This window comes from Aquitalea palustris (assembly GCF_003693445.1).
Lineage (GTDB): Bacteria > Pseudomonadota > Gammaproteobacteria > Burkholderiales > Chromobacteriaceae > Aquitalea > Aquitalea palustris.
Map to the genome: position 1 here is coordinate 38,184 of NZ_RFAR01000061.1, position 17,371 is coordinate 55,554.

General features: G+C 60.0%; 19 protein-coding genes. 8 read left to right on the plus strand and 11 right to left on the minus strand.

Annotation, left to right across the window (positions count from 1 at the left end):
- Positions 1–237: 237 nt before the first annotated feature.
- From nadA to rpoS, 5 genes are all read left to right on the plus strand, one after another.
- Positions 238–1,155: a quinolinate synthase NadA gene (nadA, locus tag EAY64_RS14610; protein ID WP_103525479.1), complete on the plus strand. Its 918-nt coding sequence runs from the start codon at positions 238–240 to the stop codon at positions 1,153–1,155.
- Between the two features lie 106 nt (positions 1,156–1,261).
- Entirely contained in the window at positions 1,262–2,005 is a 744-nt protein-coding gene (gene surE / locus EAY64_RS14615) for a 5'/3'-nucleotidase SurE (protein ID WP_103525480.1), read from the plus strand.
- Positions 1,990–2,658 (plus strand): protein-L-isoaspartate(D-aspartate) O-methyltransferase, encoded by a 669-nt coding sequence (locus EAY64_RS14620; RefSeq protein WP_059284613.1) that lies wholly within the window; start codon positions 1,990–1,992, stop codon positions 2,656–2,658. Before surE ends, EAY64_RS14620 begins: the two co-directional genes overlap by 16 nt.
- A 76-nt stretch (positions 2,659–2,734) precedes the next feature.
- On the plus strand, positions 2,735–3,820 hold the full coding sequence (locus tag EAY64_RS14625; RefSeq protein ID WP_226034185.1) for a peptidoglycan DD-metalloendopeptidase family protein: 1,086 nt from the start codon (positions 2,735–2,737) through the stop codon (positions 3,818–3,820).
- 46 nt (positions 3,821–3,866) lie between these two features.
- Entirely contained in the window at positions 3,867–4,814 is a 948-nt protein-coding gene (rpoS, locus tag EAY64_RS14630) for an RNA polymerase sigma factor RpoS (protein WP_103525482.1), read from the plus strand.
- 53 nt (positions 4,815–4,867) lie between these two features.
- Here the strand turns inward: rpoS and EAY64_RS14635 are convergent, their stop codons facing one another.
- From EAY64_RS14635 to EAY64_RS14645, 3 genes are read right to left on the minus strand one after another with little or no spacing between them, the layout of a single operon-like run.
- Positions 4,868–6,808 (minus strand): transglutaminase TgpA family protein, encoded by a 1,941-nt coding sequence (locus EAY64_RS14635; RefSeq protein ID WP_103525483.1) that lies wholly within the window; start codon positions 6,806–6,808, stop codon positions 4,868–4,870.
- Positions 6,805–7,755: a DUF58 domain-containing protein gene (locus tag EAY64_RS14640; protein WP_103525484.1), complete on the minus strand. Its 951-nt coding sequence runs from the start codon at positions 7,753–7,755 to the stop codon at positions 6,805–6,807. The genes EAY64_RS14635 and EAY64_RS14640 overlap by 4 nt, the downstream gene beginning before the upstream one ends.
- The gene (locus EAY64_RS14645) at positions 7,739–8,638 is read right to left on the minus strand and encodes an AAA family ATPase (RefSeq protein WP_103525485.1); all 900 of its coding nucleotides are present in this window, start codon (positions 8,636–8,638) and stop codon (positions 7,739–7,741) included. Before EAY64_RS14645 ends, EAY64_RS14640 begins: the two co-directional genes overlap by 17 nt.
- 95 nt (positions 8,639–8,733) lie before the next feature.
- Here EAY64_RS14645 and EAY64_RS14650 point away from each other — a divergent pair, with 95 nt between their 5' ends.
- Positions 8,734–9,693 (plus strand): histone deacetylase family protein, encoded by a 960-nt coding sequence (locus EAY64_RS14650; protein ID WP_103525486.1) that lies wholly within the window; start codon positions 8,734–8,736, stop codon positions 9,691–9,693.
- Positions 9,694–9,758: 65 nt separating this feature from the next.
- Here the strand turns inward: EAY64_RS14650 and plsY are convergent, their stop codons facing one another.
- Complete coding sequence (plsY, locus tag EAY64_RS14655; protein ID WP_103525487.1) at positions 9,759–10,385, minus strand: glycerol-3-phosphate 1-O-acyltransferase PlsY; 627 nt, start codon at positions 10,383–10,385, stop codon at positions 9,759–9,761.
- A gap of 72 nt (positions 10,386–10,457) precedes the next feature.
- On the opposite strand from plsY, the gene EAY64_RS14660 reads away from it, so the two are divergent.
- Both EAY64_RS14660 and EAY64_RS14665 read left to right on the plus strand, forming a co-directional pair.
- Positions 10,458–10,817: a dihydroneopterin aldolase gene (locus EAY64_RS14660; protein WP_089085860.1), complete on the plus strand. Its 360-nt coding sequence runs from the start codon at positions 10,458–10,460 to the stop codon at positions 10,815–10,817.
- Positions 10,818–10,908: 91 nt separating this feature from the next.
- Positions 10,909–11,337: a PaaI family thioesterase gene (locus EAY64_RS14665; RefSeq protein WP_103525488.1), complete on the plus strand. Its 429-nt coding sequence runs from the start codon at positions 10,909–10,911 to the stop codon at positions 11,335–11,337.
- Between the two features lie 65 nt (positions 11,338–11,402).
- Here the strand turns inward: EAY64_RS14665 and EAY64_RS14670 are convergent, their stop codons facing one another.
- The 7 genes from EAY64_RS14670 to EAY64_RS14700 all read right to left on the minus strand — a co-directional run.
- On the minus strand, positions 11,403–11,789 hold the full coding sequence (locus EAY64_RS14670; RefSeq protein WP_103525489.1) for a group II truncated hemoglobin: 387 nt from the start codon (positions 11,787–11,789) through the stop codon (positions 11,403–11,405).
- 2 nt (positions 11,790–11,791) lie between these two features.
- Positions 11,792–12,991: a formate-dependent phosphoribosylglycinamide formyltransferase gene (purT, locus tag EAY64_RS14675; protein WP_103525490.1), complete on the minus strand. Its 1,200-nt coding sequence runs from the start codon at positions 12,989–12,991 to the stop codon at positions 11,792–11,794.
- 69 nt (positions 12,992–13,060) lie between these two features.
- The gene (locus tag EAY64_RS14680; RefSeq protein WP_103525491.1) at positions 13,061–14,317 is read right to left on the minus strand and encodes a D-amino acid dehydrogenase; all 1,257 of its coding nucleotides are present in this window, start codon (positions 14,315–14,317) and stop codon (positions 13,061–13,063) included.
- 110 nt (positions 14,318–14,427) lie between these two features.
- A complete protein-coding gene (locus EAY64_RS14685) occupies positions 14,428–15,291 on the minus strand; it encodes a CheR family methyltransferase (RefSeq protein WP_103525492.1) in 864 nt (287 codons plus the stop codon).
- 77 nt (positions 15,292–15,368) lie between these two features.
- Entirely contained in the window at positions 15,369–15,719 is a 351-nt protein-coding gene (erpA, locus tag EAY64_RS14690) for an iron-sulfur cluster insertion protein ErpA (protein ID WP_103525493.1), read from the minus strand.
- Between the two features lie 96 nt (positions 15,720–15,815).
- Positions 15,816–16,859 (minus strand): N-acetyl-gamma-glutamyl-phosphate reductase, encoded by a 1,044-nt coding sequence (gene argC / locus EAY64_RS14695; RefSeq protein WP_103525494.1) that lies wholly within the window; start codon positions 16,857–16,859, stop codon positions 15,816–15,818.
- Positions 16,860–16,960: 101 nt separating this feature from the next.
- Positions 16,961–17,371 (minus strand): methyl-accepting chemotaxis protein (locus tag EAY64_RS14700; RefSeq protein WP_233566495.1); only part of this gene is annotated, 411 nt, incomplete at its 5' end.

The window sequence follows — 17,371 nt, forward strand, 5'->3', positions numbered from 1 at the left end:
AAGCAGCAGCTCATCCTGCCGCAAACATCACTATGTCATGTTGACTTCAGGCAAGCAGGCTACAAATGAATTTTATAGCAAAGACCAACAGCAACTGACGGACATAAGGCGGCTTTACTGGTGGTAATCGCACTGCAATATTGCTAACCTTGCCTGCTTGGCAACCCACAGGCGTTGCATCGCAACATATTCATTCAGCCCACCTGCAGCACGCTGGCGGGCAGGAGTCAGCTCATCATGACGAAGCGCGTCGTCACCCTTGCCCACTACTACACTCAGCCAGAAATCCAGCAGATGGCTGACAAAGTGGGAGACAGCCTGGAGCTGTCCTTGTATGCCAAAGAAGCCAACGCCGACATTATCGTATTTGCCGGCGTCCGCTTCATGGCCGAAACCGCCAAAATCCTCAATCCGCAGGCCGAAGTCATCCTGCCCGATGCAGGCTCTACCTGTTCGCTGGTGACCCAGACCGATGTCACGGCACTCAAGGCCTGGCGCGAAAGCCATCCCGACCACGTGCATGTGTCGTACATCAACTCCAGTGCCGAGCACAAGGCGCTGTCCGACTGGATTGTCACCAGCCGCAATGTGGACGACATCATTGCCCACCTGTATGCCGAAGGCAAAAAGGTCATCTTCTCGCCCGACCGCAATATGGGCGGTTATCTGAACGACCAGTACGGCTACGACATGCCGCTGTGGTCTGCCGTGTGCGAAGTACACGACAAGTTCAACGAAGCCGCCCTGAACGAAGCCTTTGCCGCCGCCAGCGGTGAAAAATACCTGATCGCCCACCCGGAAAGCCCGCTGCCGGTGCTGAAAAAAGCCGATTACGTCGGCTCCACCTCGGGCATGCTGAACTGGGTCAAAGCCTTCAAGGGTGATAGCAAGGCCGTGATTTTCGTCGCCACCGAAGACGGCATCCTCTACAACATGGGCCTGGCGCGTCCGGATCTCGATCTGCGCCAGGCACCGATCTATGCCGGTTGCCAGTGCAACTCCTGTCCTTACATGAAGATGAATACCATCGAGGCAGTCAAACGCGCCCAGCAAGGCGAGGGCTTGCGCATCGACTACCTGAGCAGCGCACAGATGGATGCCGCCCGCATCCCCATTGAGCGCATGCTGGATTTCAGCCAGCGCTACTACGCCTGATCATGCAAACCCGCCACGGCGGGTTTTTCTTTGTCTGTCATGCCGCTGCGGTTTTCCACAGCGCCACGGCAGCGATACAATCAGGCGTCCAACCCGGAAGCACAGCATGAAGTTCCTGATCAGCAATGATGACGGCTATTTCTCCCCAGGGATCCGTACCCTGGCCGAAACCCTGTCCCGTCATGGAGAGGTTGTCGTCGTGGCCCCCGAGCGAGACCGAAGCGGGGCCAGCAATTCGCTGACACTGGACAGACCGCTCACCGTACGCCAGGCCGCCAACGGCTTTTACTATGTCAATGGCACACCCACCGACTGTGTGCATCTGGCGGTCACCGGCCTGCTGGACTTCCGTCCCGACATGATTTTCAGCGGTATCAACCATGGCCCCAATATGGGCGACGACACCATTTACTCCGGTACGGTGGCCGCCGCCACCGAAGGCTTCCTGCTCGGCATTCCCTCGGTAGCCATTTCACTGGCCGGCTACAGCGGCCAGCACTTTGCCAGCGCCGCCCTGGTGGTTGATCAACTGGTCATGCGCTGCCAACAACAGCCTTTTACCCAGCCGGTGCTGCTCAATGTCAATGTCCCGGATGTAGCGCCGGAAGAGTTGCAAACCATGCAGGTCACCCGGCTGGGACGCCGCCATCATGCCGAACCGGTAATCAAAGCAAAGAATCCGCGCGGAGAGACGATATACTGGGTAGGACCGGTCGGCAGCGCACAAGATGCCGGCCCAGGCACCGACTTCGCTGCCATCGCGGGTAAACACGTGTCTCTGACCCCGCTGATGCTCGACCTAACCGCTTTCGGCCAACTGGACGGAATCAACACATGGCTTCATCCGTGACACAAGACAGTCAGGCTTATGGCATGCTGTCCGATCGAACCCGCAAGCGCATGGTAGAACGCTTGCGTCAGGCAGGCGTACAGGACGAGCGGGTGCTCAATGCCATGTCCGAAGTCCCGCGCCACCTGTTTGTCGATCAGGCTCTGGCCACGCGTGCCTATGACGATGTGTCCCTCCCCATCGGCCACGGCCAGACCATCTCACAGCCACACACAGTGGCCCGAATGACCGAAATCCTGCTGGCCGGGCGCAAGCCGGGGAAAATACTGGAAATCGGCACCGGCTGTGGCTATCAGACCGCGGTACTGTTGAAGACCGGAGCCGAGGTTTATTCCATTGAACGACTTGGTGTTCTGCTGGACAAAGCAAGACGCAACCTGCGGGCGGCCAAGCTGGTGCACGCGCGGCTGGTGCACGGTGATGGCCATTTCGGCCTGGCAGAAGCCGCGCCGTTCGAAGGCATCATCATGACCGCCGCCGCACGCAATATTCCGGAAGCACTGGTCGAACAAATGGCGGAAGGCGGGCGCCTGATCATGCCCGTTGGCGACACCGAACAGCATTTGTGGTTGCTGGAGAAGACTACGCAAGGCTTGCAAAAGACCCGGCTAGACCCGGTGAAATTTGTCCCATTATTGCCCGGTCGTAACTAACTCTTGCAAAAACACAACACATAACCTGTCAAACGATTTACAAAACCCAACTAACTGACATATAAAATCTCCAGGCATGCATAAACAGCATTCAAAGCGTTGGCTTGCGGCGTCACTGACGGCCGCCGTTCTTACCGGTTGCAGCAGCATGGCGCAACAAGCAGCGCCGGTAGAGTCCGCCCGCCCGGCCCAGATCGCCGCGGGTACAACCATCAGCAAATCGGCTCCCGCGCCGGTCGCGGAAGTCGCGGTTGCCAGCCCCTACCAGAGCAGTGGCAGCCTGGCTGCCAAGCCGGTGCAGTCTGGCGGTGGCGAGAAGACCCATGTGGTACAGCCAGGTGAGAACCTGTTCCGCATCTCGCTGAACAACGGGTTGAAATACAAGGATGTTGCGGCCTGGAACAATCTGACGGACACCAATATCAAGGTCGGTCAGGTCTTGCGCCTGACGCCACCGGATTCAGCCGGCAGTGTGGTACCGCCAACAGCGGTGAAAACACCGGAAACTGTAGCGCAGCAAAGTTCGCGTAATACAGCTGTAGTAGAAAATGGTAATCCGGCCGCTGGTAGCAAAAACTATCCGAAAGCACTCAAACTGCCCTATTCGGAAGATGCGGCGCGTAGCCTGGCACAACAGAGCGAAGGCAGTTCCGGCAAGAAAAATGCCATCAGCAAGAGTAGCAGCACTTCAGCTCCAGTCGCACAAGCCGATAAAAAGGACAGTAGCTCCCCGGCTGCAGTATCGGAAAATAAGAACAAAATAGAAGAAAAATCTCAGGCCGCAGTAGGCGAAGACGCAGTCGCCTGGATCTGGCCGACCGAAGGCAAGGTCATCCGGGCTTACTCGGACAGTAACAAGGGGCTGGATATCAGTGGCCGCACAGGTCAGGCCGTCATCGCAGCCGGCGATGGCAAAGTGGTATACAGCGGAAATGGCTTGAGGGGCTACGGCAAGCTCATCATCATCAAACACAACAAAACATTCTTGTCTGCTTACGCACACAACAGCCAGTTACTGGTGAAGGAGGGGCAAAGTGTCAAGAAAGGGCAGAAGATTGCCGAAATGGGCAATACCGATGCCGACCAGGTAAAACTGCATTTCGAGATCCGCCGTTTCGGGAAACCGGTCGATCCGATGCAGTACCTAGACAACAAATCCTGAGCAGGGGTATTTCCCCCTGCAAGGAACCACCGTAGCGGGGGGAATCATGAGCCAAGACAGCGATATCCTTGAAGAAGAGGAAGTTCTTGAAGAAGAGGCCGCAGAAGAAGCAGCTGCCGAAGCAGATGCCGAAGAAGTGGCTGAGCGTCAAAGTGTTACCGAAGAGGTAGCGGATGTCACTCAGATCTATCTGAACGATATCGGCAACAATGCCCTGCTGACACCAGCCCAGGAACTGGCGCTGGCTCGGCGCGTGGTGGCGGGCGAGTTTGAAGCCCGGCAAAAGATGATCGAGCACAACCTGCGCCTGGTGGTAAACATTGCCAAGCACTACATCAACCGCGGCCTTGCCCTCCTCGATCTGATCGAAGAAGGCAATATCGGCCTGATGCACGCGCTGGAAAAGTTCGACCCGGAACGGGGTTTCCGCTTCTCCACCTACGCCACCTGGTGGATCCGGCAGAGCATCGAGCGCGCCATCATGAACCAGTCGCGCACCATCCGCCTGCCGGTGCATGTGATCAAGGAGCTCAACGTCTATCTGCGTGCTTCGCGCCATCTGGAAAGCCAGATCGGCCGCGAACCGACACTGGACGAAATCGCTCATCTGGTTGGCAAACCGGTTGAGGATGTGCGCAAGGTGATGAACCTGAATGAGCGCATGGCCTCACTGGATGCACCGCTGGATATCGATCCCATGCTGTCGATTGGTGAATCGATCCCGGACGAGCAACATGAAGAGCCGGAAATCCAGCTGCATAACAGCCAACTGGAAATGTTTGTCAAAGACTGGCTGTCTCAGCTGAACGAGAAGCAGTGCATGGTGATAGAGCGCCGTTACGGCCTGAATGGCCATGAAATCTGCACGCTGGAAGAACTGGCTGCTGCCCTGAACCTGACCCGCGAGCGGGTACGGCAGATTCAGATCGAAGGCCTGGAGCAATTGCGCCGCATTCTGCGCCGCAAGGGTATTTCCCGCGACTTCCTGCTGTAAGTCCGCCACGCGGCAATCAGCATACTTCAGCCCCGCCCCCTGGCGGGGCTGTTTTATTGGCGCCCCGGCCGGAAGGCTTTGACCCGGCGCAACCACTGCCTTGCCTGTTGCTGCGGTACAGGCTGCCGATAACGCATCGCCGCATATTCTTTCAGCAAGGCCTTGAGCTGGCGGTAATCAGGCTCTGGCAAGCGGCGAACCTTGTTCAATATATCCAGCGGACCATCACTATCCACCACCATGATGCCCATTGCGGCGAGAACCTGCACCAACCGGTCCCGCCCCTGCTGCAAGGGTGACTGCGCGCACTGGCGGCGCCACAACAGCAACAAGGGCAGGCAGGCCAATCCACCGCCAATCAGCACCGCCCGCAATACTGCACCACTGTCGACCTGCTCACCCAGCCCCAGCCAGCGATACAGATTAAGTTGCTTGCCCGCATCATAGCCCACCACCCATTGCTGCCAGGCAAAGCCAGCAGCCTGCCAGTTTTGCTGCACACGCAGTAGCCAGGATGGCATGCTGCGCCCCAGCCCGGGCAGCTGCGACTGCATGGCGGGGATGCTCTGGCTGACACCTTGCGTCACCCGGTCGGGTGCCACTGCTGCCGTCGGGTCGACCCGCAGCCATTCACCAGTCTCTGCCAGCCAGATTTCCACCCAGGCATGGGCATCCGATGACTTGACCTGCCAGAACTGCCCCACCGGATTGAACTGTCCGCCCTGATAGCCGGTGACGATGCGCGCCGGCATGCCGGCAGCACGCGCCATGAAGGCCAGCGCCGAGGCATAGTGTTCACAGAAGCCCTGCCGGCTGGAGAACATGAATTGATCAATCCCGTCCTCGCTGTTGAGCAAAGGTGGCTGCAAAGTGTAGGAAAAGCCACCCAGGCGGAAATATTGCAAGGCTGCGCGGACAAAGCCGGCCCCATCCCCGCCCTGTGCACGCCACTGCAAGGCCAACTGGCGGCTTGCCGGATTGCCAGGCGGCAAGTGGCGATAGAAATCCTGATCAGCCCGACTGAGCACGGTACGGTAATGAGCGGCGAGCAGGCTTTGCGCCTGGAAACGGAATAGTTCGTCACCATCACGCGCCAGCTTGAACAAATTACCCGGCTCCAACACCCCGCCAGCTGGTGCGGTCACCGTGTACTCCAGTAGCGGCAAACGCGATTTGCTTGGCTTGCCGGTCAGGCTGTAAGACACCAGCCGCCCTCCCTGCCACTGCACAGTCTCGCTGCTCAGGCCACGGACGTTCTGCCAGCGCCGCCCATCAAAATCGTCAAAAATCATGATGCGCCAATACATTTCGCTCACCGCTGGCGCCTGCCCGGCAAACACCACCGAGAATGCCGGCTCTTGCTGCTGCACCAGCTGGCTGATGCTGCCCGGCTCCATGCTGTCGGACAGGCCGGTACCGGCAACATGCTGGTCGTGCGGCATGCTCCACAGCGGGCCCGGTAAACGCGGCATCACCACGAACAGCACCAGCATCAGTGGCAGCGACAGTGCCAGCGCCTGCATGGCGCTACGCAGGCTACCCTCCACCATTTCACCGGACAGAATCAGCATGGCCCAGGTCAGCACCAGCAGACTGATGGCCAGCCACACCGCCGCTAGCGGTGACTGATCGAACAACAAGGGCATGGCAGCCAGGAAGAAACCTAACGCCAGCAGCACCTGCCAGTCACGCTGCTGACGTGACTCGAAACTCTTGAAGCCCAGCAACAGGATCAGCAAGGCGGCACCACCTTCGCGCCCCACCAGCGTGTTCAGGCTCAGCCATAGCCCGCCGACCGCCAGCAGCAGCAAGGGCAGCAACAGATAGAGCGAAGGCAGCACCGCCTGACGGTGCAGCAATGCACCGCGCAAAGCCAGCATGGACAGTACCAGCATGGGCAGCCACGGCGGCAAGAACAGCAGCAGCGGCAAGATGACCAGGGCCACGGCCAGCAATACGGCCATTTCACCCTGACGCAATAATGACTTGATCATGATGGAAGCTGGAACTCCGCCAGCGCCGCCAGCGCCAACTCACGCTGCAATGGCTGCGGCTCGATTAGCAGGCCAGGCAAGTGCAGGCGGTAATGCTGGCCGGCTTTTTCACATTGCTGCACCCGCCAGCACAAACGCGACAGCCGGCTTTCGACATCCACGGTAGCCGGATAATCCTGCCAGGCCAGCTGGCGTATCGACTGGCCTCTGGGTTGGCTGGCAAAGCGTTTGCTCACCAGCACATCACGCCGAGCCAGCACGCTCCAGGCAATCTGGCGCGGCGTATCTCCCTGGCGGTATTCGGCCAGATGGGAAAAATCCTCTTCATCATCGCCGCTCTGCCGGCCACACCCCTGCTCGCTGTGCAGATCGTTGCGTTCCCGATCTGGCACCGGTAAAGGATAGGCCAGCACATGGCCATCCGGCCGCAGCCAGGCAAATGCCCGCATCAGGCCGAATGGTGCAGTGCTCCACAGCTGCAAGGCAGGATAAGCATGGCGGCCACGGCGAGCCAGCAACAAGGGTAGCGCCAGCGACTGGCTGCTACCGGCAGCCAGCAGGCAGGACAGGGGTTCGCCCTCCTGCCCGGCACGTAATTGCAGACGACGCGCCAGCGCAGAGTCATTACCCAGCTGTATCCGACAATCAGCACTCTGCCCGACAAATACCCCCTCGCCAGGCAGCACCGTCCAGTGCAGGCCGGATAACTGCCGGTAAGCCATCAGCACGGCAAGCAGCATCAGGCCGATGATCCAGAATGCCAGGGCATAGGCCAGACTGACCGCGTAATTGAGCGCCCCCACCCACACCGCCAACGCCACCAGCAGCAGCAGCAGGCCAAAGCGGGTCGGTAGCAGATAGATACGCTTCTGCCCCAGTCGGCCGGCACTTTCCAATGGCAGACGACTCAGCAACCAGCGCTGCAGCGACTTACGGAATGGCAACATGATCCAGCAACTTTTTCAGGCTGCCCAGCGCATCGCCACTCAAACCCAGCCGGTGGCCGGCAACATGGGGAAAGACTGCCTTCACGTCTTCCGGCAAGACGTGATCGCGCCCTTCCAGCAGAGCCCAGGCCCTCGCTGCAGCCAGCAGCGCCAGGCCGGCACGTGGGCTGAGTCCGGTCAGATAACTGCGCTCCTGCCGGGTAGCCTGCAACAAGGCCAGCACGTAATCGGCCAGATCCGGGGTTACCGTCAGCGCGGCGGCTTTGTTCTGCAACAACAGCAAGTCTGCTGCGGTCAGACCGGCACTGATATCAGCCAGCAGGGTGCGCCGGTCCTGCCCCAGCAACAGGGCACGCTCGGCCTCTGGCGGCGGATAGCCCAGCGAGATGCGCATCAGGAAACGGTCTAGTTGCGACTCGGGCAAGGGGAATGTACCCAGTTGTTCGGAAGGATTCTGCGTGGCGATGACGAAAAACGGCGTCGGCAGCGGATGGCTCTCACCATCGATGGAAACCTGGCGTTCCTCCATGGCTTCCAGCAAGGCGGATTGCACCTTGGGCGAGGCACGGTTGATTTCATCCGCCAGCAACAGCTGGCTGAATACCGGCCCCTGATGGAAGCGGAAGCTGCCGGTTTCACGCTGATAGATGTTGACGCCAAGGATGTCGGCCGGCAGCAGGTCACTGGTGAACTGCACCCGCTGGTAATGCAGGCCCAGCACGGCGGCCAGACCATGCGCCAGCGTGGTTTTACCCACGCCGGGTAAATCTTCGATAAGCAGGTGACCACGGGCGATCAGGCAGGCCAACGCCAGCCGGATGGCACGTGGCTTGCCCAGAATTAGTGTGTTCAGTTGACGATAGGCAAGGCTGAGTGATTGCATTTGGACCCGGTTGCGCGCAGTATTTATCGAAAAGACATAAAGATAAAACTCGCGTCCATTGTACGCAAACAATCGTACGCAACAAGGAAACGCTCGTGTTCACTTGGCTAAAAAACCGTCTACAGAGAAATGGACTCACTGCCTACATCACCCATCCCGTCTGCCTGCAGCACAATATGGGGGTAGGCCACCCGGAATGCCCGGAGCGGCTGATTGCCATCAGGGACCAACTGATGGCCGCGCAAATCTACGACAGCCTGCATGAAGTCGAAGCACCGGAGGTGACCGAGCAGCAGCTGGCCCGGGTTCATCCGCCACGCTACGTGGAATATATCGAAGCCTGTTCGCCCAGCGTCGGTACCTTCCGCATGGACCCGGATACCGCCATGGCACCCGGTACCCTGTCGGCAGCGCGCCACGCTGCCGGTGCGGTGATCAAGGCGGTAGAACTGGTGTGCGAGGACAAGGCACCCAATGCCTTCTGCGCCATCCGTCCGCCAGGCCACCATGCCGAACACGACAAGGCCATGGGCTTCTGCTTCTTCAACAATATCGCCGTCGGCATCGCCCATGCGCTGTCCACCTACAAGTTTGAACGGGTGGCGGTAATCGACTTCGACGTCCACCACGGCAATGGCACCGAAGACATCTTCCGTGACGACCCGCGGGTGATGATGGTGTCCATCTTCCAGCACCCCTTCTACCCTTACTGCGGTGATAATCCGGCGGGCGCGAACATGGTGAATGTGCCGCTCAAGGCCGGCAGCACCGGGCGGGAATTCCGCGAAGTGGTGGAAAACGTCTGGCTACCCAGTCTGCACGATTTCAAACCGCAGATGATCTTTATTTCTGCCGGTTTTGATGCCCACCGCGAGGACGACATGGGTTCGCTGGGCCTGGTGGAAGCCGACTACGAGTGGGTGACCCGCCACCTGATGCAGATTGCCGACCAGTATGCCGATGGCCGCATCGTGTCGGTGCTGGAGGGCGGCTACGACCTGTCCTCGCTGGCGCGCAGCGTGACGGCCCACGTCAAGGTGCTGTCTGACGGTTAACCGCCATCCGTCAGTAAAAATAAAAAGCCACCGCATGCGGTGGCTTTTTGTTGGCCAACAGAATACTAATTGCCTTTCTTCTCGGCCTTCTCGCCGATCCGGCCTTCCTGACCGGTCAGCAGCTTGATCAGATTGGACTTGTGGCGGTGGATCACCAGAATGGCAATGATGATGCAAGTACCAAAATACGGCGAAGCCGGCCCGGTAATGAAATAGGCGTACACCGGCACCATCACGCAGGCGACGATGGCGGATAGTGAAGAAATCTTCACCACAAAAGCCATGAACAGCCAGGTGGCGATGGCCGCCAGCGCCAGCCAGACATTGAAGCCAAACAACACGCCTACCGCGGTGGCCACGCCCTTGCCGCCCTTGAAGCCGAAGAATACCGGCCACATATGGCCGATCAGCACCGCCAGTGCCGACATGGCAATGGCTTGCTCGCCTAGGCCATAGCGCGGACCAAACCAGGCAGTCAGCGCCACGGCCACCCAGCCCTTGGCCCCGTCACCCAGCAGGGTGAGTACGGCGGCAGTCTTCTTGCCGGAACGCAGGACATTGGTGGCGCCGGGGTTGCCGGAACCATAGCTGCGCGGGTCTGCCATGCCCATGGCTTTGCTTACGATGACGGCAAAGGACAGGGAGCCCAGCAGGTAGGCCGCAACAACGAAGGCAAAAGCTGTCGTGGTCATGGTGTATCCATTAGAATAGAAGGCTTCGGATTTTACGGTATCGGGCGACAAAGCCCAACTCCCGGCATACAGATGGATATCATTTTCCTGCGCGAAGTACGCGCCGACACCATTATCGGTGTTTATGAGTGGGAGCGGAAAAATCCGCAGACCATCGAAATCGACCTGGAAATCGGCATTCCCAGCGAGGTGCCCTGTCACAGCGACAATATCGGCGACACCATCCACTACGGCGTGGTGGTGGAGCGCTTGCGCAAGGCGCTGTCGGAGCAACACTTCCTGTTGCTGGAGGCGCTGGCCGAATACATTGCCAAGGTGATCCGCGAAGACTTTGGCGCGCCCTGGGTCCAGGTGTCGGTGACCAAGCTGGGCATTCTGCCCGGCGTACGCCGTGTGGGCGTATTGATCGAACGCGGCCACCGCCCGCGCTGAGGCAAGCTCACCCCGGCATGGGGTGTCACAACAAATTGACGTTAACGTAATCGTCATGCACCATGCAAGGACCATTTCCGAGGTCCACCGCATGAGCCAGATCAGCGTTGCAGAATTCCAGTCCTTGATCGACAGCGAGCTGCCGCTGGTCAAGCTGTTCGGCATGCGTACCGAAACCATCGGCCATGGCCGTGCTAGTCTGCGCATGCATTTCAACCCCGATCTGATCCGCCCTGGTGGCACCATTGCCGGCCCGGCGCTGATGGCACTGGCCGACGCCACCCTCTACGCCGTGGTGCTGGGCATGATAGGCAAGGTGGAGCTGGCGGTCACCACCAGCCTGAATATCAATTTCCTGCGCAAGCCACCACAGGCGGATGTGATTGCGGAAGGCCGCATTCTCAAGCTGGGCAAACGATTGGCAGTGGGCGAAGTGCTGTTGTACTCGGAGGGTAACGACGAACCCGTGGCCCATGTCACTGGCACCTACTCCATTCCGCCCCACCCTTCCATCAAATAAAACAGCCCTCTGCCGGCGACCGCCATGCAGAGGGCCTGATACAACTAGCCGCCAAGGCCCGTTGGCTATTCTTGCTGATTACGCATGAAATCCGCCGTGTTGTAGAAGGCTTCCAGCAGCTTGGCCTTGAGCCAGTCTTCCACCAGCAGTTCATTCACGGCCTGAGTCATGCACTGCATCCACTGGTCGCGCATCTCCCCGTCCACGGCAAACGGCATATGGCGCATGCGCAGGCGCGGATGGCCGAATTTTTCCATGTACAGCCCCGGCCCGCCCAGCCAGCCGGACAGGAACATGAACAGTTTCTCGCGCGAACCGGCCAGATCAGCCGGATGCATGTCGCGCAGCACCTTGACCGAAGGGTCGCTATCCATGATGTCGTAGAAGCGGTTAGTGAGCCAGCGCACCACCCCTTCGCCCCCCATCAGTTGATAGGGCGTCATATCCTGCATGCTCACCCCTTCACCGGCTGTACCAGCGACGCGGCCAGACGGGCGCGTTCGCGGGCGGTTTCCACATGATCGGCCTGGGCCACGGCCACGCCCATGCGGCGGCGGACAAAGCTTTCCGGCTTGCCAAACAGGCGCAGATCGGCCCCCGGCACCGCCAGTGCCTCGGCCACGCCCTCGAAGGCGATACCCTGTTCTTCCATGCCGCCGTAGATCACGGCCGAAGCGCCAGCGCTGCGCAGCGCCGCATCCACCGGCAGGCCCAGAATGGCCCGGGCATGCAGTTCAAACTCGGAAAAACGCTGGGTGGCCAGCGTGACCAACCCGGTATCATGCGGGCGTGGGCTGACTTCGGAGAACCACACCTGATCGCCCTTGACGAACAATTCCACGCCGAACAGGCCACGGCCGCCCAGGGCATCGGTCACCGCCTTGGCCATTTCACGGGCACGCAGCAGGGCCAGCTCGTTCATCGGCTGCGGCTGCCAGCTTTCCACATAATCACCGTTTCTTTGCAGGTGGCCGATGGGCTCACAGAAATGGGTAGCGATGCCGCCGGCACCATCACTGGCACGTACCGTCAGCAAGGTGATTTCGTAATCAAAGTCGATAAAGCCCTCGACAATCACCCGGCCCTTGTCCACGCGACCGGCGCTGACGGCATATTCCCATGCCTTGGCCACATCATCCGGGCCGCGCAGCAGCGATTGTCCCTTGCCGCTGGACGACATCACCGGCTTCACCAGGCAGGGGTAGCCGATACCAGCGTCGATGGCCTGTTGCAACTCGTCCAGCGAGGAGGCAAAAGCAAACGGCGAGGTGGGCAGGCCCAGCTCGTCAGCGGCCAGGCAGCGGATACCCTCGCGGTTCATGGTGAGATTGGTGGCACGGGCGGTGGGGATCACCTCGGCCAGACCATCCGCCTCGATGCGTAGCAGTTCTTCGGTGGCGATGGCTTCGATTTCCGGCACGATCAGATGCGGGCGTCGCTGCTCCACCAGGGCACGCAGCGCGGCGGCATCCGCCATGTCGATCACATGACTGCTGTGTGCCACCTGCATGGCCGGGGCATCCGCATAGCGGTCCACCGCGATGGTTTCCACGCCCAGGCGCTGCAGCGCGATGACAACTTCCTTGCCCAGTTCGCCACTGCCCAGCAGCATGACACGCAGCGCGCTGGCGCTGAGCGGGGTTCCGATACGCATGGTCCGACTCCAGTTTGATGATCCAGGCCGGCATTTTAGCATTGCTGCCGCGCTACCCGCTGCGCCGGATCAAATCCCCTGAAAGGCAAAGTCAATGGGCGGGGTGCGGCCACTGATGATTTCTGCCAGCGCCCGGCCGCTACCCGCGCCTTCCGTCCAGCCCAGCGTGCCGTGGCCGGTATTGAGGTAAAGATTGGCATAGCGACTACGGCCAATCAGCGGCACATTGCCCGGTGTGGCCGGCCGCAGGCCGCTCCAGAACTCGGCGGCATCCCAGTCGGCAACATCCGGCATCAGCGCTTGTCCACGCTTGAGCAAGGCCTGACAGCGCAGCGCATTCAGACTGCTGGAATAACCCGCCAGCTCGGCCGTACCGGCAATGCGCAGGCGCTTGCCCAGGCGGGAAATCACCACCTTGTAGGCTTCGTCGGTAATGCTGGCCACCGGTGCCGTGGCCGGGTCGCGCAGTGGCAGGGTGGCGGAATAGCCTTTCCATGGGTAGATCGGCAGGCGGATGCCTATCGGTGCCGCCAGCAGCGGTGAATAGCTGCCCAGGGCCAGCACATAGGCATCGGCGGTCACTCGGCTGTAATTGCCTGCTGGCAGGTTAACCGACACGCCACTGATGCGCCCGCCATCAGCTTCCAGTGCATTGATACGGGTATTGAAGCGGAACTCCACCCCGGCGCGCGCGGCATGTTCGGCCATGGCACAGGTATACAGATGCACATCGCCCGACTCATCGGAAGGGCAGTAGCTGGCCCCGGCCAGCGTCGGGGCGATGCCAGCCAGCGCCGGTTCGATGCGCGCCAGCTCTTCACGGCTGATGATGTGCTTGTCCATGCCTAGCGCCTGCATCTGGCTGGCGACATGGGCTGCCGAATCCAGCTCGCGCTGGCTATGAAACAAGGACACGATGCCACGGGTCTGCTGCTGGTAGTCCAGCCCCAGTTCGGCGCGCAGCAGCTGCAGGGTGTCGCGGCTATAGCGCCCCAGCGCCAGCATCTGCCGCATATTGTGCTCGGCCCGGCTGCCACGACACTCCAGCAGGAATTGCCAGCACCAGCGCCATTGCGCCGGGTCCAGCCGCATGCGGAACAATAGCGGCGCGTCATCCCGCAACAGCCATTTGATGATTTGCCATGGTGCCGACGGATTGGCCCAGGGTTCGGACTGGCTGACCGAAATCTGCCCGCCATTGGCAAAACTGGTTTCCCGCGCCGGCCCACAGGCGCGATCCAGCACCACCACCTCATGCCCTGCCCGGGCCAGAAACCAGGCGGTGGACACCCCCACCACGCCAGACCCCAGCACTGCTACCTTCATGTCGACTCCAGCAGACGTGACAACGGGCAAGACGCGCCTGCCCGTTTGGCTAACTCGATTGAGACTCCGGATACTACGCCGCCGCGTAGGCCGGCTCAATGGGATGGCTGCTACTTTTTCGCCGTGTGCTGGTAAACGGTTTTGCCCTTGAGATGGAAATAGTCGGCGGCAAAATAGAAATTCTCCGAATGGCCGACAAACAGCAGGCCGTCCGGCTTCAGCAGCGGGGCAAACTTTTTCAGCACCGCAAACTGTGTGTCGCGATCAAAGTAGATCATCACATTGCGGCAGAAAATGGCATCGAACTGCTTGCGTAGCGCCCAGTTGTTCTCAATCAGGTTCAGCCGCTGAAAAGTGATCATATTGCGCAGCACTGCCTTGGCCTGATAGTTGCCATCCGGCAGCTTGTCGAAATACTTCTGCGCATGGCCGGGCGGCAGGCGGGCGATCTTGTCGTCGGAATAAATGCCCTTGCGGCCGGTTTCCAGCACGCTGGTATCCAGATCGGTCGCCACGATGCTGATGCTGGGCTTGCTGGCCAGCGGGAAGGCTTCCAGCGCGGTGATCGCCAGCGAATATGGCTCCTCGCCAGTAGACGAGGCGGCGCACCAGATGGACAGCTCGCTGGCTCCGGTGGACGCACGCTGTTTCAGATGCTCGGCCAGGATGGGGAAATGATGTTCTTCGCGAAAGAAGAAGGTCAGATTGGTGGTGAGCGCGTTGACGAACTGCTCGAACTCGCGCTTGCCCGACACCGATTCCAGAAAATCCACATAGGCCGCGAAACTGGCCAGCTTCAGCTCGCGAATTCGCCGCACCAGCCGCCCGTACACCATGTCTTTCTTGGACGGGTTGAGCGAAATGCCGGCTTCCTTGTAGATCAGTTTGCGGATGCGTTCGAAATCGGCATCGCTGAAACTGAACTCGCGATTGAATTCCACCTTGGGTAATACCAGCGGCGGCAATTTATTCATCTTGATTTTCCCCGATACAAAAAAACCCGGAACAGAGTCCGGGTTTTCATTCTACTCCTGTTTGCATTCGCCCCGGTTTACACCGAGAAGGACGAACCGCAACCACAAGTGGTGGTGGCGTTCGGGTTGCGAATGACAAACTGGGAGCCTTCCAGGCTTTCCTGATAATCGATTTCCGCACCCACCAGATACTGGTAGCTCATCGGGTCGACCAGGAAAGTGACACCGTCTCTCTCTATAGCGGTATCGTCCTCATTGGCGATTTCGTCAAATGTAAAACCGTACTGAAAACCGGAGCAGCCACCACCGGTCACGAATACGCGCAGTTTCAGATCAGGATTGCCTTCTTCCGCGATCAGGTCCAGCACCTTGTTGCAAGCGCTGTCGGTAAAGTTGATCGGGCACGGCATTTCGGTAGTAGCAGACATGGTTCACCTCGCAAATCGATTTCGGCCCTGCGGCCATTCACCTACTATTTTAGTCGGATATCGGGGCGAATGGCCAACATTCAATCGCCGAGTGCGTCAAGGCAGCAACGGCACGATGTCCAGGCCGGCATTTTCCGGCTGGCCGAACATCAGGTTCATGGTCTGCACAGCCTGGCCGGATGCGCCTTTCACCAGATTATCCTCCACCACCAGGATGATCAGCAGATCGCCATTGCCCGGACGATGCACGGCGAGGCGCGCGGTGTTGGAGCCACGCACGCTGCGGGTTTCCGGGTGGCTGCCAGCCGGCAGCACATCGACAAAGGGTTCGCCGGCATAGCGTTGCTCGAACAGCGCCTGGAAATCGGTGTCCATGGCTGCGGGCTTGATACGGGCATAGATGGTGGAGTGGATGCCGCGAATCATCGGCGTCAGGTGCGGCACAAAGGTCAGCTTGACCGGCGCACCATGAATGGCGGACAAGCCTTGCTCGATTTCCGGCGAATGACGGTGGCCCTTCACCGCATAGGCCTTGAAGTTGTCACCGGCTTCGGCCAGCAGTGCGCCAACTTCGGCCTTGCGCCCGGCACCGGACACCCCGGACTTGCAGTCGGCAATCAGCGTCTGGCTGTCGATCAGCTGCTTGCCGCCTTCCAGCAGCGGCAGCAGGCCCAGCTGCACCGAAGTGGGATAGCAGCCGGCCATGCCCACCAGGCGCGCCTGGCGGATGGCTTCGCGGTTCACTTCCGGCAGGCCGTAAACGGCTTCGGCCAGCAGGTCGGTGCAGCTATGCTCCATGGCATACCATTGCTGGAATACCGCCGGGTCTTTCAGACGGAAATCCGCGGCCAGATCGATGACCTTGACACCAGCTGCCAATAGTTCGCGCGCCTGGGCCATGGCCACACCGTGCGGGGTGGCAAAGAACACCACATCGCACTGGTTAAGCGGGGTTTCATCCGGAGTGGAAAAAGCCACATCCACGCGGCCACGCAGGCTGGGGAACATCTCGGCCACTTTCATGCCCGCTTCCTTGCGCGAGGTAACGGCCACGACTTCGGCACCGGGGTGACCGGCCAGAAGACGCAACAGTTCGACACCGGTATAACCCGTGCCGCCGACGATGCCCACCTTGATCATGCTGTACTTCCTTGTATAAATAAACGTCGCAAAAGCGACAGTCTAAGGACTAGCCTTGCGCGATGCAACATCGATCTGGCGCATACGCTAGCCAGGCGCACTCACAGGCGGAACTGCGCCACCATGGCCTGCAGATCGGATGACAGCCGGTGTAGCTCGGCCACGGTCTGCATCGCACCCTGTACCGCCTGATCGGTCTCCATGGTGGCGCGGTTGGCCTGCTCGGCAGCCCGTGCCATTTCGGTGGTGGCCACCGACTGCTCGCGGGTGGAGTCGGCAATATCGTGGATCGAACCCACTACCTGGGCAATCTGGCCCTGAATGCCGGACATGTCCTGTGCCACACTGCGCGAAGCCTCGACACCGCTGGCAACCGAGCGCTGCGTCTCGCTCATGTCGTTCAGCGCAGTACGAATGTCGCCATGGGTGGCATCGATCAACTGGCCGATTTCCACCGTGGCCTTGGCCGTGCGCTCGGCCAGCTTGCGTACCTCATCCGCCACCACGGCAAA

Excerpts from the sequence above, each read along its gene's own strand:
- nadA (WP_103525479.1), top strand. The coding sequence starts at position 238 with ATGACGAAGCGCGTCGTCACCCTTGCCCACTACTACACTCAGCCAGAA.
- surE (WP_103525480.1), top strand. The coding sequence starts at position 1,262 with ATGAAGTTCCTGATCAGCAATGATGACGGCTATTTCTCCCCAGGGATC.
- EAY64_RS14620 (WP_059284613.1), top strand. The coding sequence starts at position 1,990 with ATGGCTTCATCCGTGACACAAGACAGTCAGGCTTATGGCATGCTGTCC.
- EAY64_RS14625 (WP_226034185.1), top strand. The coding sequence starts at position 2,735 with ATGCATAAACAGCATTCAAAGCGTTGGCTTGCGGCGTCACTGACGGCC.
- rpoS (WP_103525482.1), top strand. The coding sequence starts at position 3,867 with ATGAGCCAAGACAGCGATATCCTTGAAGAAGAGGAAGTTCTTGAAGAA.
- EAY64_RS14635 (WP_103525483.1), bottom strand. The coding sequence starts at position 6,808 with ATGATCAAGTCATTATTGCGTCAGGGTGAAATGGCCGTATTGCTGGCC.
- EAY64_RS14640 (WP_103525484.1), bottom strand. The coding sequence starts at position 7,755 with ATGTTGCCATTCCGTAAGTCGCTGCAGCGCTGGTTGCTGAGTCGTCTG.
- EAY64_RS14645 (WP_103525485.1), bottom strand. The coding sequence starts at position 8,638 with ATGCAATCACTCAGCCTTGCCTATCGTCAACTGAACACACTAATTCTG.
- plsY (WP_103525487.1), bottom strand. The coding sequence starts at position 10,385 with ATGACCACGACAGCTTTTGCCTTCGTTGTTGCGGCCTACCTGCTGGGC.
- EAY64_RS14660 (WP_089085860.1), top strand. The coding sequence starts at position 10,458 with ATGGATATCATTTTCCTGCGCGAAGTACGCGCCGACACCATTATCGGT.
- EAY64_RS14665 (WP_103525488.1), top strand. The coding sequence starts at position 10,909 with ATGAGCCAGATCAGCGTTGCAGAATTCCAGTCCTTGATCGACAGCGAG.
- EAY64_RS14670 (WP_103525489.1), bottom strand. The coding sequence starts at position 11,789 with ATGCAGGATATGACGCCCTATCAACTGATGGGGGGCGAAGGGGTGGTG.
- purT (WP_103525490.1), bottom strand. The coding sequence starts at position 12,991 with ATGCGTATCGGAACCCCGCTCAGCGCCAGCGCGCTGCGTGTCATGCTG.
- EAY64_RS14680 (WP_103525491.1), bottom strand. The coding sequence starts at position 14,317 with ATGAAGGTAGCAGTGCTGGGGTCTGGCGTGGTGGGGGTGTCCACCGCC.
- EAY64_RS14685 (WP_103525492.1), bottom strand. The coding sequence starts at position 15,291 with ATGAATAAATTGCCGCCGCTGGTATTACCCAAGGTGGAATTCAATCGC.
- erpA (WP_103525493.1), bottom strand. The coding sequence starts at position 15,719 with ATGTCTGCTACTACCGAAATGCCGTGCCCGATCAACTTTACCGACAGC.
- argC (WP_103525494.1), bottom strand. The coding sequence starts at position 16,859 with ATGATCAAGGTGGGCATCGTCGGCGGCACGGGTTATACCGGTGTCGAA.